This is a genomic window from Micromonospora sp. NPDC004540, assembly GCF_040610095.1.
Classification (GTDB): Bacteria; Actinomycetota; Actinomycetes; order Mycobacteriales; family Micromonosporaceae; genus Micromonospora.
In genome coordinates this window covers 13,781-28,899 of the sequence record NZ_JBEXLR010000047.1, presented here as the reverse complement: position 1 = coordinate 28,899, position 15,119 = coordinate 13,781, and the positions used below count along the sequence as shown (strand labels likewise).

At 75.1% G+C, this 15,119-nt stretch carries 15 protein-coding genes; 10 read left to right on the top strand and 5 right to left on the bottom strand.

Annotated elements, in window-relative coordinates; translation table 11 throughout:
• From ABZV78_RS17425 to ABZV78_RS17395, 7 genes are all read left to right on the top strand, one after another.
• Entirely contained in the window at positions 1–1,395 is a 1,395-nt protein-coding gene (locus ABZV78_RS17425) for an HlyD family efflux transporter periplasmic adaptor subunit (protein WP_355639658.1), read from the top strand.
• Positions 1,392–2,261: an ABC transporter ATP-binding protein gene (locus ABZV78_RS17420; protein WP_355639656.1), complete on the top strand. Its 870-nt coding sequence runs from the start codon at positions 1,392–1,394 to the stop codon at positions 2,259–2,261. Before ABZV78_RS17425 ends, ABZV78_RS17420 begins: the two co-directional genes overlap by 4 nt.
• Positions 2,258–3,442: an ABC transporter permease gene (locus ABZV78_RS17415; RefSeq protein ID WP_355639654.1), complete on the top strand. Its 1,185-nt coding sequence runs from the start codon at positions 2,258–2,260 to the stop codon at positions 3,440–3,442. The genes ABZV78_RS17420 and ABZV78_RS17415 overlap by 4 nt, the downstream gene beginning before the upstream one ends.
• A 200-nt stretch (positions 3,443–3,642) precedes the next feature.
• Positions 3,643–3,852, top strand: coding sequence for a helix-turn-helix domain-containing protein (locus ABZV78_RS17410; protein ID WP_046564428.1), 210 nt, complete (start codon positions 3,643–3,645; stop codon positions 3,850–3,852).
• Positions 3,853–4,072: 220 nt separating this feature from the next.
• On the top strand, positions 4,073–4,174 hold the full coding sequence (locus ABZV78_RS17405; RefSeq protein ID WP_007465623.1) for an AURKAIP1/COX24 domain-containing protein: 102 nt from the start codon (positions 4,073–4,075) through the stop codon (positions 4,172–4,174).
• A gap of 120 nt (positions 4,175–4,294) precedes the next feature.
• On the top strand, positions 4,295–5,368 hold the full coding sequence (locus ABZV78_RS17400; protein ID WP_355639652.1) for an NAD-dependent epimerase/dehydratase family protein: 1,074 nt from the start codon (positions 4,295–4,297) through the stop codon (positions 5,366–5,368).
• Positions 5,369–5,706: 338 nt separating this feature from the next.
• Positions 5,707–6,585 (top strand): lysophospholipid acyltransferase family protein, encoded by an 879-nt coding sequence (locus tag ABZV78_RS17395; protein ID WP_355639702.1) that lies wholly within the window; start codon positions 5,707–5,709, stop codon positions 6,583–6,585.
• Between the two features lie 15 nt (positions 6,586–6,600).
• Here the strand turns inward: ABZV78_RS17395 and ABZV78_RS17390 are convergent, their stop codons facing one another.
• The 3 genes from ABZV78_RS17390 to ABZV78_RS17380 all read right to left on the bottom strand — a co-directional run bounded on the left by ABZV78_RS17390 (position 6,601) and on the right by ABZV78_RS17380 (position 9,724).
• Positions 6,601–7,479, bottom strand: a complete 879-nt coding sequence (locus ABZV78_RS17390) for an HAD-IB family hydrolase (protein ID WP_355639650.1) — start codon at positions 7,477–7,479, stop codon at positions 6,601–6,603.
• A gap of 113 nt (positions 7,480–7,592) precedes the next feature.
• On the bottom strand, positions 7,593–8,453 hold the full coding sequence (locus tag ABZV78_RS17385) for a DUF5667 domain-containing protein (RefSeq protein ID WP_355639648.1): 861 nt from the start codon (positions 8,451–8,453) through the stop codon (positions 7,593–7,595).
• A gap of 290 nt (positions 8,454–8,743) precedes the next feature.
• Positions 8,744–9,724, bottom strand: coding sequence for an ECF subfamily RNA polymerase sigma factor, BldN family (locus tag ABZV78_RS17380; RefSeq protein WP_355639646.1), 981 nt, complete (start codon positions 9,722–9,724; stop codon positions 8,744–8,746).
• 615 nt (positions 9,725–10,339) lie between these two features.
• On the opposite strand from ABZV78_RS17380, the gene ABZV78_RS17375 reads away from it, so the two are divergent.
• From ABZV78_RS17375 to ABZV78_RS17365, 3 genes are read left to right on the top strand one after another with little or no spacing between them, the layout of a single operon-like run.
• Positions 10,340–11,971 (top strand): AMP-binding protein, encoded by a 1,632-nt coding sequence (locus ABZV78_RS17375; RefSeq protein ID WP_355639644.1) that lies wholly within the window; start codon positions 10,340–10,342, stop codon positions 11,969–11,971.
• Positions 11,961–12,215, top strand: a complete 255-nt coding sequence (locus ABZV78_RS17370; protein WP_355639642.1) for a glutaredoxin family protein — start codon at positions 11,961–11,963, stop codon at positions 12,213–12,215. Before ABZV78_RS17375 ends, ABZV78_RS17370 begins: the two co-directional genes overlap by 11 nt.
• A gap of 21 nt (positions 12,216–12,236) precedes the next feature.
• The gene (locus ABZV78_RS17365) at positions 12,237–12,884 is read left to right on the top strand and encodes an HAD hydrolase-like protein (protein WP_355639640.1); all 648 of its coding nucleotides are present in this window, start codon (positions 12,237–12,239) and stop codon (positions 12,882–12,884) included.
• Between the two features lie 15 nt (positions 12,885–12,899).
• Here ABZV78_RS17365 and ABZV78_RS17360 read toward each other — a convergent pair whose 3' ends face one another.
• Positions 12,900–13,562: a response regulator transcription factor gene (locus ABZV78_RS17360; protein ID WP_355352697.1), complete on the bottom strand. Its 663-nt coding sequence runs from the start codon at positions 13,560–13,562 to the stop codon at positions 12,900–12,902.
• Positions 13,563–13,603: 41 nt separating this feature from the next.
• Positions 13,604–14,908 carry a sensor domain-containing protein gene (locus tag ABZV78_RS17355; RefSeq protein ID WP_355639638.1) on the bottom strand — a complete coding sequence of 435 codons (1,305 nt, stop codon included), beginning with the start codon at positions 14,906–14,908 and terminating at the stop codon, positions 13,604–13,606.
• Between the last annotated feature and the right edge of the window lie 211 nt (positions 14,909–15,119).

Below are 15,119 nucleotides of genomic sequence, written 5' to 3'. Positions count from 1 at the left end.
ATGGGCCGGGTGGCCCGCACCCCCTCGCCGCGGCTGCCCGCGGCCCGCCGCCGTCGCCTCCGCACCGCCCTGCTCGCCGTCGTCGCGCTGACCGGCGCCACCGCCGCCTCCTGCGGCGACGACACCTCCGCCGTCACCGTGGCCCAGGTGGGCCGCTCCGCGGTCACCGAGGTGATCGACGCGCCGGCCACGGTCACCGCCCGGGCCGCCGCCACCCTCACCGCCCCCGCCGACGGCACCCTGGCCAGCCTGCGCGTCCAGCCCGGACAGCGGGTGTCCCGCGGCCAGGTGCTCGCCGTGATCGACTCCCCGTCCGCCCAGGACCGGCTGAAGCAGGCCCGCGCGGCGCTCCGCGCGGCGAAGCGGGCGGGCCGGGGCGTCGGCGCCGGCGACCTGGGCGGCCGCCGGCGGGACACCGACCGGGCCGCCGATGAGGCTTTCGCCGCCGCCCGCAAGGCCGCCGGGAAGATCGGCGATCCTCAGCTCCGGTCCGCGCTGCTCCTCCAGGTCGAGTCGGCGCAGCAGCAGTACGCGTCGGCCGCCCGCGCCGCCGACCGGGCGGTCAGCGCGGTGCAGCGCGGGGTGGCCGGGCTGAACAGCGCCGTCGGCGCGCTGTCGACCGCGCAGCGCCTCCAGGCCCAGCAGGCGTACGACCTGGCGAAGGCGACGGTCGACGCGCTGACCCTGCGCGCCCCGGTCGCCGGGGTGGTGCAGCCGGGCGGCACCCGGGCGGCCACCCCGACCGATCTCACCGGGCTGCTCGGCGCGACCGGGGGCGCGGTGCCCGGCCTCGACCCGTCGGCCCTCGGCGCGGGCGGGCAGGGCGGCCCGCCGGCGGGGGTGGACGACGCGGTGCCGGCCGGTGGCCGGGTGACCGCCGGCACGCCGGTGCTGACCGTGGTGGACACCGGGCAGCTCGGCCTGCTCGCCGAGGTGGACGAGACCGACGTGCTGCTGGTCCGGGCCGGGCTGGCCGCCGCGGTCGAGCTGGACGCGGTGACCGGCGCGACGTACGACGCCACGGTCCGCTCGGTGGACGTGCTGCCGACCAGCTCGGCCCGGGGCGGGGTGACCTACCGGGTCCGGCTCGCCCTCGGCGCCGGGCGGCTCGGCGAGGGGGAGGCCGCGCCGGCGCCCCGCCCCGGCATGAACGCCGTGGTCCACCTCCGGGTCCGCGAGGCGGCCGACGCGGTGGCCGTGCCCGCCTCCGCGGTCTTCTCCGCCGACGGGCGGGACACGGTCTGGCTGCTGCGCGACGGCAGGGCCGACCGGGTCCCGGTGACCGTGGGCGTGCAGGGGCAGGACCTGGTGCAGATCGTCAGCGGGGTGCGCGCCGGCGACCGGATCGTGGTGCGCGGCGCCGACCAGGTCCACGACGGCCAGGAACTCCCGTGACCGTCGCCGCGATCGAGGCGGTCGACGTGTCCCGCACGTACGAGCTGGACGGGGTGTCGGTGCCCGCGCTGCGCGGGGTGTCGCTCACCATCGACCAGGGCGAGTACGTGGCGGTGATCGGCCCGTCCGGCTCGGGCAAGTCCACCCTGATGCACCTGCTCGGCGGGCTGGACCGGCCGACCGGCGGCCGGCTGGTGATCGGTGGCCGGGACGTGGCCACCCTGACCGCGCCGGAGCTGGCGACGCTGCGCAACGAGACCATCGGCTTCGTCTTCCAGGCGTTCCACCTGCTGCCCCGGACGTCCGCGGTGGACAACGTGGCGCTGCCCCTGGTCTACCGGGGCGTCGGGGCGCGGCAGCGGCGGGAACGCGCGGCGGCGATGCTCGGCCGGGTCGGGCTGGGGCACCGGCTGGGCCACCGCCCCAACCAGCTCTCCGGGGGCGAGCAGCAGCGGGTGGCGATCGCCCGGGCCCTGGTCACCGACCCGACGGTGCTGCTCGCCGACGAGCCCACCGGCAACCTCGACAGCGCCACCGGCGACGCGGTGCTGGAGCTGCTGGAACGGTTGAACGCCGAGTCCGGGGTGGCGCTGGTCATGGTGACCCACGACCCGGAGGTCGCGGCCCGGGCCCGCCGGCGGATCGCCGTCCGGGACGGGCTGATCCGGTCCGACACCGTTCATGATCGACCGCTGTCGGGCGGCGACGGTCGACCTGAGACACTGGACGCCGCTCCCAGCGCGGAGCCCCGGTCCGCGTCCGGAAGCGGTCCGGGGCACCCGTCCGGTGGCTTCGGTGGCGCCACCGGAGCCACCGGACGCCTTCCGCTCAGCGGGGGGCAGAGCGCGCCCGGGGGTGCCGGGTGAGGGTGGCCGAGGCCTGGCGGGTGGCGCTGGACGCGCTGCGGGCCAACCGGATGCGCAGCGCGCTGACCATGCTCGGCGTGATCATCGGGGTCGCCTCGGTGGTGCTCCTGGTGGCCATCGGCACCGGCACCAAGCAGAAGGTCGAGCAGCAGGTGGAGGGGCTCGGCTCGAACCTGCTCCTGGTGGTGCCCGGCAAGCTCGACGTCGGCACCGCCCCGGTGGTCTCGCCGCTGGACCTCAAGGACGTGGACGCCGTCTCCCGGGTGGTGGGCGACCCCGGCCGGGTGGCCGTCACCATCGCCTCCGGCGCGACCGCCCGGGCCGGTACCCGGTCCGACTTCACCACCGTCCAGGGGGTGCTGGAGACCACCCCTTCGGTCTTCACCCGCACGCTGGCCCGGGGCCGTTACCTCACCGGGGCCGACGTGGACACCAGCCGCCGGGTGGCGGTGCTCGGCGCGTCCGTGGCCCGGGCGCTCTTTCCCGACCGGGACCCGCTCGGCCAGCAGGTCACCCTGGCCGGGGTCCGGTTCCGGGTGATCGGCGTCTTCACCCCGCTCGGGCAGAGCCTCGGCGTGGACCGGGACGACGAGGTGCACATCCCGGTGACCGCCGCGCAGCGACTCTGGGGCACCCAGCGGATCGACGGCATCGCGGTCAAGGCGCCCGACCGGGAGCAGATCGACCAGCTCGGCGAGCGGATCGTCGCCGAGCTGTCCCGCCGGCACCCGGACACCGAGTTCAGCGCGGTCACCCAGCAGCAGATCCTCGGCGTGCTGGGCGACATCCTCGGCGTGCTCACCGGTGTGCTGGCCGCCATCGCGGGCATCTCGCTGCTGGTCGGCGGCGTCGGCGTGTCCAACATCATGCTGGTCTCGGTACGCGAGCGGACCCGCGAGATCGGCCTGCGCAAGGCGGTCGGGGCGCGGCCCCGCGACATCGGCGTGCAGTTCCTGCTGGAGGCGGTGCTGCTCACCTCGATCGGCGGGCTGACCGGGATGGCGCTCGGGGTGGGCGGCGCGCTGCTGGTCGACGCGGTCTCGCCGATCCCGGCGGCGATCACCTGGTGGTCGTTGGCGCTCGCCTTCGGGGTCTCGGCGGCGGTGGGCATCGTCTTCGGGGTGGTGCCCGCCCAGCGCGCCGGCCGGCTCGACCCCGTGGTGGCGCTGCGCGCCGAGTGAACCGGACAGGCCACCCGTCCGGGCGAAAAACACCAGCTCAACGGGGAGTGAACCGGGGCCTGTCCATGATCAAACGGAGGAAGGGATCGCGCCGGTCACAGCCGCCCCGCTACCGTACTGGTAACACGCGCGTCGCTCGTCGTGGCGGGAAACAACCTGCTCGGCGGCACGCGCCGGGCATGGGAATGGGTCGGTGAGCCATGGCCGGGTCGCAGTCCGACGCTCGACTGTCGGATGTCAGGTTCCTGACCGTCGCCGAGGTGGCGACGGTCATGCGGGTGTCCAAGATGACGGTCTACCGTCTCGTGCACAGCGGTGAGCTGACCGCGGTGCGGGTCGGCCGGTCGTTCCGGGTGCCCGAGCACGCGGTGCACGAATACCTCCGGGGCGCTTTCCAGGAAACCGCCTGACACGTCGCCGGCCAGGCCGGCGAGTGCGACGTAACGGGCATCGACGGGGTCGCGTTGGTCCTGCTGACGCACTCCGGCTACCCTGGACCCCGACCGTGACCGCACCCTGGTGTGCCCTGCCCACCACGCTGGTCCGGTCCGTTGTCCGCAAGCGGTCACCGACGCCACCCCCCGTGGCGTCTCCCGGTCCGCCCCGCACGTTGCATCGAAAGGCTGTCGTATGGGCTCGGTGGTCAAGAAGCGCCGCAAGCGCATGGCTAAGAAGAAGCACCGCAAGCTGCTGCGCAAGACCCGCGTCCAGCGTCGCCGTCTCGGCAAGTGACCCGGGCCGGGCTCCGGCCCGGCACCCGGCACCACTTGCCTACTGTCGACCCTCGGAGGCTCAGGTGATCAGGCCGTGGACGTCCCGGCTCGATCCCGCCTGCCGGCACAGGCGCACGACATGACCCCCGGTGGCACCTCAGGTGCTCCGGGGGTCGTCGTCGTGACCGGGGTCGGCCGCTATCTCGGCGCCCACGTCGCCGCCCGGCTCGCCGCCGATCCGCGCATCGACCGCGTCATCGGGGTCGACCCGGCCACCCCCAACCCGGAGCTCACCGACCTGCTGTCCGGGGTCGAGCGGGTCCGCCTCGACCTCGACTCGCTCGGCGGCCTCCTGGTCGACCTCGACGTCGACGCCGTGGTGCACCTGGCGCTGGTCACCGCCCCCGACCCCCAGCAGGGCGGCCGGGCGGCGATGAAGGAACAGAACGTCATCGGCACCATGCAGCTCCTCGCCGCCTGCCAGCGAGCGCCCCGGCTTCGCAAGCTCGTGGTCCGCTCGTCGACCGCCGCCTACGGGGTGTCGTTCCGGGACCCGGCCGTCTTCACCGAGGAGACCGAGCCGCGCGAGGTGCCGCGCGGCGGTTTCGGCCGCGACATCCTCGACATCGAGGGATACGTCCGCGGGTTCCGCCGCCGTCGCCCCGACGTCACGGCGACCGTGCTGCGCTTCGCGCCGTTCATCGGCTCGACCGCCGACACCACGCTCACCCGATACTTCTCCCAGCCGGTGGTGCCCACCGTCTTCGGCCGGGATCCGCGGTTGCAGTTCGTCCACTTCGACGACGCCCTCGAGGTGTTGCACCGGTCGGTCGCCGAGGAGCACGCCGGCACCTACAACGTCGCCGGGCCGGGGGTGCTCTCGCTGTCCCAGGCCATCCGCCGGGCCGGCCGGGTGGCCGTGCCGGTGCTGGAGCCGGGCCTGTCCGGGGCCGCCGCGATCGCCCGGAGCCTGGGCTTCGGGCGCTACGGACTGGACCAGGTCGACCTCTTCGTGCACGGTCGGGTGGTGGACACCACCAGACTGGAGCGCGAGTACGGCTTCACGCCCCGCTCGACCGCGGCCGCCTTCGACGACTTCATCCGCGCCCACCACGGCGGCGTGGTGGTGACCCGGGACCAGCTCGCCACGGCCGAGCAGCTGGTGCTGGAGGGCATCCGGCAGGTCCGGGCGGCCGTGCGGGAGCGCTCGTGAGCGCCGGCGAGGAGCGGGGCGAGGCGCGGTACGACGTACCGCTCGCCGTGCCCGGGCCGGACGCGGAGCCGGCGCGGCGCAACGGGCACCGGCGGGCCACGGCGGCCGCCGCCGAGCCGACCATGAAGGCGGCGCCGGCGGCCACCGACGAGCCGGACACCTCCACCGACGAGCCGGCGCCGGCCCCGCGGACGGGCGAGCCGGGCGACGCCCCGAAGAAGACCATGGCGAAGAAGGCCGTCGCCAAGAAGGCCGTCGCCAAGAAGGCCGTCGCCAAGAAGGCCGTCGCCAAGAAGGCGGTGACGAAGAAGCCGGCGGCCGAGGAGCGGCAGGGCGACGTGACCCCGCCCGGGCCGGCGGTGGCGGACCGGCCGGGGGACCACTGGGACCGGAAGGTCGCCAAGGGGCTGGCCTTCCTGCGGCGGCGGCTGGCCGGCGACTACGAGGTGGACGAGTTCGGCTTCGACCCGGACCTGACCGACGCCGTCTTCCACCCGCTGGTCCGGCTGCTCTACCGCGACTGGTTCCGCACCGAGGTCGGCGGCGTCGAGCACGTGCCCGCCGAGGGCGCCGGCCTGGTGGTCGGCAACCACTCCGGCACGGTGGCGCTGGACGCCCTGGTGCTCGCCACCGCGCTGCACGACCGGCACCCGGCGCGCCGCTACCTGCGGCTGCTCGGCGCCGACCTGGTCTTCCGGATGCCGGTGGTCTCCGAGATCGCCCGCAAGACCGGCGGCACGGTGGCCTGCAACCCCGACGCGGAACGGCTGCTCGGCAACGGCGAACTGGTCGGCGTCTTCCCGGAGGGTTTCAAGGGCGTCGGCAAGCTCTACGCCGACCGCTACAAGCTCCAGCGCTTCGGGCGGGGCGGCTTCGTCTCGGCGGCGCTGCGGACCGGCACGCCGATCGTGCCGGTGGCGATCGTCGGCGGCGAGGAGATCTACCCGATGCTCGCCGACATCAAGCCGCTGGCCCGGCTGCTCAAGCTGCCCTACTTCCCGGTCACCCCGACCTTCCCCTGGCTGGGGCCGCTCGGCATGGTGCCGCTGCCGAGCAAGTGGCTGATCGAGTTCTGCCCGCCCATCCCGACCGCGCACCTGCGCGACTCGGCCGACGATCCGCTGGTCGTGTTCAACCTCGCCGACCAGGTGCGGGAGACCATCCAGCAGACCCTGCACCGGCTGCTCGAACGCCGCCCGGACCCGTTCGGCCCCTGACCGCAGGGGCTCCCGTCAGTCGACGCGCTGGCGGCGGCGGTGCAGGGCCAGCCCCGCGGTGACCGCGCCGGCGACCAGCCCGGCGGCGGCCGTGGACGGCACGGCGATCTTCATGGCGCGGCGGCCGGTGCGGAAGTCGCGGACGTCCCAGCCCCGCTCGCGGGCCCGCCGGAGCAGCGCCGGATCCGGGTTGACGGCCACCGGTCGCCCCACCGTGGAGAGCATCGGCAGGTCGTTGGCGGAGTCGCTGTAGGCCGCGCAGCGGCTCAGCTCCAGCCCCTCCACGGCGGCGAGCTGGGTGACCGCCTCGGCCTTGGCCGGGCCGTGCATGAGGTCGCCGACCAGCCGGCCGGTGTACGCCCCGTCGACCACCTCGGCCACCGTGCCGATCGCCCCGGTCAGGCCGAGCCGGGTCGCGATCACCCGGCCGATCTCCACCGGGGCGGCACTGACCAGCCAGACCCGCTCGCCCGCGTCGAGGTGGCGCTGGGCCAGCTTGCGGGTGCCGGCGAAGATGCGCGGGGCCATCAGCTCGTCGAAGATCTCGTCGGCGAGGCGCTCCACGTCGTCCACCCGCCAGCCCTCGATGAAGGCGAGCGCCGCCTCCTTGGCCTGCGACATGTCCCCGGCGTGCTCGGTGGCGAGCAGCCGGAACTTCGCCTGCTGCCAGGCGAACCGGGCCAGGTCGCCGGTGGTGAAGTAGTTCCGGGCGGCCAGCCCGCGGGCGAACCAGTAGATCGACGCGCCCTGCATCATCGTGTTGTCCACGTCGAAGAACGCGGCGGCCGTCGGATCGGGGGTGGCGGTGGCCGGGGGCGCCTCCGGGGTCTCCGACCAGCCGGCGGTGTGCCCCTGGACGTCGGTGCTGACCGTCACCTTCCGGCTCCGGGTCACGACGATCTCCCCTCGACAACCGCGTACGCCCTCCGAACCGAGCCTATCCGGCACCGTGTGACGGGCGGATGTCCGGCGCGAGAAGTGTGGCGTGGACGGCTGTCCGGGCGGGTTCAGCGGTCGCCGGGGCAGGTGGACGGTGCGGGCCCGAGCGCGTCGCTGGCCGCCGGGGCCGGCAGCCCGCAGGCGATCGCCTCGCGGAGGGCGTCGGCACGCTGGCCGGCCGCGTCGAGCAGGGCGAGCGAGCGGCGGGTGCGGTCGCGGTCGGCGTGGTCCGGCCGGTCGAGCAGCCCGCTGACCGCCCGGCGCTGGCCGCCGAGGAACGTGTCGACGGCGTCCAGCGCCGCCGGGTCGGAGCGCTGCGCGGCCACCGTGGTCAGCAGGCGTACGCCCTGCCGGGTGTCGGCGTCCATGTCGTCGAGCACGGCGCTGAAGCCGAGCCGGTCGTCGCGGACCGTGGCGGCCTCGTCGAGCCGGGTCCGGGCGAAGTCGAGGAAGAGCTGGCCCCGGCTGATGTCGGAGCTGGCCAGGGCGAGCTGGGCGCGCTCGGTCGAGCGCTTCATGCCGTAGAGGGCGTCGCCGGGCAGCGCGTTCTCGCTGGCGGCGGAGATGCCGGAGAGGGCGATCGCGCCGGCGGCCACGCCGACCAGGATCGCGCCCCGGGCCCGGGCCCGTCGCCCGGTCAGGGCCGGCAGCAGCGAGCCGCGCACGCCGGTGGCGGTGCCGGCCTTCGCCGGGGCGCCGACGCCCTCACGTTCGGCGGTGGCCACGAGCATCGCCCGCAGCCCGGTGCGGAATTCGGTGTCCACCTCGACGTCCGGCCGGTCGGCGGTGAGCCGCCGGCTCACCGCGACGAGTGTGGCGAGTTCGTCGTCGGCACGGGATCGGGCGTGGTGCCGTCGGCCGCCGTTGGCCTCGTCGAGGAGTTGCGCGAAGCGCTCGGCACGCCGACGGGAGAAGAGGTCGCTGTCCACCGCGGGCACCCCCTCTCGCTGGTCACGGCCGCGCTGGCCGTCGTCGTCACCAGCGACCGGTGGCAGCGTGCGGCCGACGGCCGACCGGGACGGCCGACCTGACCCACCGGACCGGGTGGCCCGGGGGACGCCGGGACAACCACTGGTCGCACCCGGAGAAACGGTTCGCGCCGGTCGCCGGTTACGGCCCGGTCGGTGTCGAAATCACCAAGAGTGATCGCGGTCACGGGGTGTCACGGGTGCGCACAGCCGCGCCCGCCGGGGTCGCCGGGTGGGTGGGGCGGGCCGGGTCAGGGCTGGAAGCCGTCGGGCAGCAGCCGGGCCAGGGCCCGGACCGCCCGGTACTGCAACGCCTTGATGGCACCCTCGTTCTTGCCCATGGCGCGGGCCGTCTCGGCCACCGAGAAGCCCTGGAGGAAGCGGAGCACGATGCACTCCTGCTGCTCCGGGTTGAGCTGCTTGACGGCGGTGAGCAGGGCGACGTTGGTGATGTGCTCGACGACCGCGGCCTCCGGGCTGCCCTCGGGCCCCCGGTCCTCCCGGTCGGCGTCGAGCACGTCCCCGGTGGTCACCTCCAGCCGGTAGCGGCCGGACTTGAAGTGGTCGGCGACCAGGTTGCGGGCGATGGTGACCAGCCAGGCGCCCAGGTCGCGCCCCTGCCAGGTGAAGCTGCCGATCCGCTTGAGCGCCCGGAGGAACGTGTCGGAGGTGAGGTCCTCGGCGAGCTGGCGGTTGCCGACCCGGAAGTAGACGAACCGGAAGACGGTGTCGACGTACCGGTCGTAGATCAGGCCGAACGCCTCGGCCTCGCCGGCCTGGGCCCGCTCGACCAGCGCCCAGACCTCGGTGGCCGGGTCGGACGGGTCGGGGCGGCTCGGGAAGCCGGTGGCCGGCGCGGCGGTCGCCGGGACGGCCGGCAGCACCGCGGTGTCGCCGGTGGTCACCGCGGGCAGGATTGCGGTCTCGGCGGCCGAGGGCTCGCTGTTCGCCGCGGCCTCGCCGCGCCGGCCCTGGGCGGGCATGGCCGGCCGGGACGGTGCGCCGAGCCGGCCGGCGGCGGGCTTCGCGTTGCCGCCGGGCACCGCCGGGCGCGGCGGCGCCTCGTTGTGGTGCGTGCGGTTGCGGATCCGCCGCCCCTCGCCACGCACCGCGAGACCGCGCATCCCGTCGGCGGCGGCCCGTGGCGCGGGCTCCAGGCGCTCGTTGACCGGTGTTCGCTGGGTCGGGCCGGTCACCCCGGCCGGCCGGTCCGCGTAACCGAAGGTGGTCACCGCACCTCCCCGATCGAGGCGGGGCGCGGCCGCACCGGTTGCCGCGGCGTCGCGGCGGGACCGGGTACGCCCCGACCGGGCGCGGCCGTTCCGGGACGTGCCGACGGGCGGCAGGTCCCCTTGAGGTGCTGGTCCAATGCGCTCACAGGCACGGGGGCCTCCTCGGGCTGAGGGGTGTCGACTCACGGCAAATGGGGTGAGCCGACCCGAGTGATGATAGGGCCAACGTCACCCGCGCGTGGCAAGTCCGTTACACAGAGCGGAAGTATTTCCGGTCCCGTCGCACAAATGGCGGACGCCTTGTCCGTCGTGTGCGGTTGACTTTCACGCCGGCACCTGGTCCGGAGTGGAAAGTCCTGGTCGGAGCCAATTTTGTTACGCCCTCGGCGTGTCGCGGCGGCGGCCCGGCCGGGTCGTTTCCGGCTGCCCGGACGATCCCGTCCGCCGATCGGTGGAGGGCACCTTCCCACGTTCGAGAATCCCGCTTGCCGGGTGGACAGTCCCGTGGAGGGGACGCGGCCCGGCGTGTCCGGTGGGCGGCGGCTGGCCGCCACGCGGCGCGGTCCGGCGTTCAGGCGTGGCCGGGCGGATCCGGCTGTGCGAGACTCAGCCACCGTGCAGGACGCAGCCGACAGCTCCGCGCCGAACCTCGCCGACCGGCTCCGCCGGGCGGCCGCCGTCCACGGTGACCGTCCCGCGCTGCACTGGCGCGACCGGACGCTGACCTGGTCGGCCCTGGACGCCGCGGTCACCGCGACCGCCCGCGCGCTGGCCGCGGCGGCGCCACCGTCCGCTCCGGACGGCCACCCGTCCCGGGTGGCGATCGCCTTCGGCAACACCCCGGACTTCGTGGTCACCTACCTGGCCGCGCTCCGGGCCGGCCTGGTGGCGGTGCCGGTCAACCCGGGCTTCACCGCCCGCGAGCTGCGGCACGTGCTCGCCGACTCCGGGGCCGCCGTGCTGGTCGGCGCGGCGGAGGTGGCGGGCCGGGTGGCCGGCGGCGACCTGCCCGCGCTCACGGCCGTGCACACCGCCCCGCCGGTCGCCGACGGTGACGGGGCGGCCGGGTTCCCGGCCCGGGGCGGGGACGACCTCGCCGTCCTGCTCTACACCTCCGGCACCGAGGGCCGGCCCAAGGGCGCCATGCTGTCGCACCGGGCCCTGGCCGCCAACCACGCCCAGGTCGACCGGATCGACCCGCCGGTGGTCGGCCCCGACGACACCGTGCTGCTCGCCCTGCCGCTCTTCCACGCGTACGGGTTGAACTCCGGGTTGGGTGCCGTGGTGCATCACGGCGCGACCGGGGTGCTGGTCGACGAGCCGGGCCCGACCGGGGCGCTCGACGAGATCGCCCGGCACCGGGTCAGCGTGCTGGTCGGCGTACCGTCGATGTTCCTGGCCTGGGCCGACGCGGCGGGCGACGCCACCGGGGCGCTGGACTCGGTGCGCGTCGCCGTGTGCGGCGCGGCGCCGCTGCCGCCGGCCGTCGGGGCGCGCTTCACCGAGGTGACCGGGCACCCGGTGCACGTCGGGTACGGGCTCACCGAGACCGCACCGGTGCTCACCTCCACCCTGGTGGGCGGCGAGCCGAAGCCGGGCTCCATCGGCCGCCCGCTGCCCGGCGTCGAGCTGCGCCTGGTCGGGTCGGACGGCGCGGAGCTGTGGCGTGACGGGGTGCCGGCGGCCGAGGAGGACGCCGACGAGCTGCACCTCTCCGACGACCCGGCGGGCACCGACCCGGGGCAGATCGTGGTGCGCGGCGCCAACCTCTTCGACGGCTACTGGCCGGACGGGCGCGGCGGTCCGGACCCGGACGGCTGGTGGCCCACCGGCGACGTGGCGTACGCCGACTCCGACGGCGACCTCTTCCTGGTCGACCGGCTCGGCGAGCTGATCCTGGTCAACGGCTTCAACGTCTACCCGCACGAGGTGGAGTTGGTGCTCCAGGCGCATCCCGGGGTGGCCGAGTCGGCCGTCCTGGGGGTGCCGCACCCGCGGACCGGCGAGACTGTCCGGGCGTACGTGGTGCGGGCGGCCGGCTCGACGGTGACGACGGAGGAGCTGCTCGGCCACTGCGCGCGTAACCTGGCCCGGTTCAAGTGCCCGTCCGCCGTCGAGTTCGTCGACCAGCTGCCCCACTCGGCGATCGGCAAGGTACGCAAGACCGAGCTCCGCCCGGCGGCGCCCCCGGTGCCCGCGCCCGCGCCGCCGACCGAGATCCGCACGGAGGTATCCGATGTCCAGTGACGCCCGGCTCACCCTGATCACCCGGCCCGACTGCCACCTCTGCGAGGACGCGAAGGCGGCGCTCGACCGGGTGGTGGCGGTGACCGGCGACCGCTGGGTCGAGAAGGACGTGACGGGCGACCTCGAGCTGGAGCGGGAGTACGGCGACCGGCTGCCGGTGGTGCTGCTCGACGGCAAGGAGCACGGCTACTGGCGGGTCGAGGAGGATCGGCTGCTGCGGGACCTGACCACCCCGCAGCTCTGATCCGCCCCTTACAGTGCAGCGATGACCGCTGCGCGCCGCCACCTCGTGTGGGACTGGAACGGAACCCTCCTCGACGACCTCGACCTGGTGGTACGCGCCACCAACGTCGCCTTCGCCAGCGCCGGAGGGCCCGAGGTCACGGCCGACGAGCACCGCGTCGGGTTCCGCCGCCCGATCGCCGACTACTACGCCGAGATGCTCGGCCGGGCGATCGACGACGAGGCGTTCGGCCGGCTCGACCGGATCTTCCACGAGGCGTACCGGGCCGGGTTGACGAGCTGCGCGCTGGCCGCCGACGCCACCGCCGCGATCGCCGCCTGGCCGGGCAGCCAGTCGCTGCTGTCCATGTGGTTCCACGACGAGCTGGTCCCCACGGTGCACACCTACGGGCTGACCCCGCACTTCACCCGGGTGGACGGGCTGCGCGCGGCGGTCGGCGGCGGCCCGAAGGCGGAGTGGCTGGAGAAGCACCTCGCCGAGCTGGGCCTCGACGGCCCGCACGTGGTGCTCATCGGCGACTCGCTCGACGACGCGGACGCCGCACTCTCCGTCGGCGCCCGCTGCGTCCTCTACACCGGCGGCCTCTCCGACCCCGCCCGGCTGCGCACCTCCGGCCACCCGGTGGCCGACACCCTCACCGAGGCGGTCACCCTCGCCCGGGCGCTCTGATCGACGCCCCCGGCCTCAGGCGCGGAGGTGGGTGAGGACCGCCAGGACTCGGCGGTGGTGGTTGGTGGCGTCGGGCGGCAGGTCCAGCTTGGTGAAGATGTTGCGGACGTGCTTCTCGACGGCGCCGTCGCTGACCACCAGGGCGCGGGCGATGGCGGTGTTGGAGCGGCCCTCGGCCATCAGGGCGAGCACCTCGCGTTCGCGCGGCGTCAGCTCGGCCAGCGGGTCGTTGCGGCGGCGCCGGACCAGGAGCTGGCTGATCACCTCGGGGTCCAGCACCGTGCCACCGGCGGCCACCCGGGCCAGCGCGTCCAGGAACTCGTCGATCGCGGCCACCCGGTCCTTGAGCAGGTAGCCGATCCCGCCCCCGCCGGCCCCGCCGCCGGTGGTGGCGAGCAGGTCGTCGGCGTACGACACCTCGACGTACTGGGAGAGCACGAGGACCGGCGTACGCGGCACCCGCCGGCGGGCCTCCACGGCCGCCCGCAGCCCCTCGTCGGTGTGCGACGGTGGCATCCGCACGTCCACCACCGAGACGTCCGGCCGGTGCGTCACCACCGCCTCGACCAGGGCGTCACCATCACCGACGGCGGCCACCACCTCGTGTCCCGACTCGGTCAGCAGCCGGACCAGCCCCTCCCGGAGCAGTACGGCGTCGTCCGCGATCACCACCCGCATGGGTCCGGTGTCTACCACGTCCTGGACCCACAGAGGGAACGTCACCGGGGGAGTTCCGCGTGGATCCGGGTCGGCCCGCCGGTCGGGCTGGCCACCTCCAGCGTCCCGCCGGCGGCCCGGACCCGGTCGGCGATGCCGCTCAGCCCGTGCCCCTTGGCCAGGTGGGCGCCGCCGATCCCGTCGTCGGCCACGGTGATCTCCAGCCGGCCGACCTTCCGGGTCACCTCGACCCGGCACGCGGCGGCGCGGCTGTGCTTGGCGACGTTGGTCAGCGCCTCGGCCACCACGAAGTAGGCGGTGCTCTCCAGCGCCGGGTCGAGCCGCCCGCCGGCGGTGCCCAGCTCGTCGTCGATCATCAGCTCGGTGGGGACCAGGGCGCGGGCGGCGAGCGCGGCCAGGGCGCTGGGCAGGCCCCGGTCGACCAGGATCGGCGGGGCGATGCCCCGGGACAGGGCGCGCAGCTCGTCGAGGGTGTCCCGGGTCTGGCTGACCGCCTCGTCCAGGGTGCGCCGGGCCGCCTCCGGGTCGGCGGCGAGCTGCTGGCGGGCCCGGCTCAGGTCCATGGCGAGGCGGACGAGGCGCTGCTGTGGGCCGTCGTGGATGTCCCTCTCCAGCCGGCGCAGGGCGGACGCCTCGGCGGACGCGGCGGCCCGCTTCTGCTCCTCCAGCGTGGTGATCCGCTGCCGCATCTCGGCCACGCCGGTGAGCAGCGAGTAGGCCAGGGCGGCCTGGATCCGGGCGCAGGCCCGGGCCACCAGGGGCAGGGTGAGCAGGGCGAACAGCCCGATCGCTGTGTTCAGGGCGACGCGCGCCCCGGTCCCGTCGCCCATCCCGAGCAGCTCGCTCAGGTCCTGGTCGTCGGGGCCGCGCGGGATGGCCCAGTCGTACGCGCCGTAGAGCGTGCCGGTGAGAGCCAGCGCCCACCAGACCAGCACCACCACGAAGGTGGGCAGGGTCACCAGCAGCCGGACGAAGGCGTGCAGCAGGTCGAGCCAGGACTGCGGGTCGCGCATCGGGGTGAGGACCCGCCGCCAGAAGCCCGCGCCCCGCTCGGGCGCCAGGTAGACCGGGCGGACCCGGGGCTGGCGCAGCACGGCGGGCAGCCGCAGCCGCTCCAGGTCGGCCAGCCCCCGGGCCGCGTACAGGGTGCCGGCGAGCACCGGCAGGCCGAGCGTGGTGACGAGCAGCCCGGCGGTGAGCGAGATCCCCGCCACGGCGAGCACGAAGCCGACCAGCGCCAGCGGGAGGCCGAAGAGCACGTAGCCGGAGTCGGCCAGGAGTTGGCGGACGAGGCCCCGGACGGGTGTGGTGGGGGTGGGCGCGGTGCCCAGCGGTACGGCGGTCATGCTCCGAGGCTATGGGCCGGGGGCGGCCCGACCCATCCCGTGCGCGGGCCTCTCCGAGGTGGGGTTCTCCCTACCGCCGGAGTGACTCGCGCCTCTCCCGGACGGTGACACACCGCTATCGGGCGCGCGCGATTGGTCAGAGAAGTCGGGATTGAGCAATAATCGTCACGCGGCGCCGAGGGAGCTCCGTCTATCGATCTTGTTGGAATGG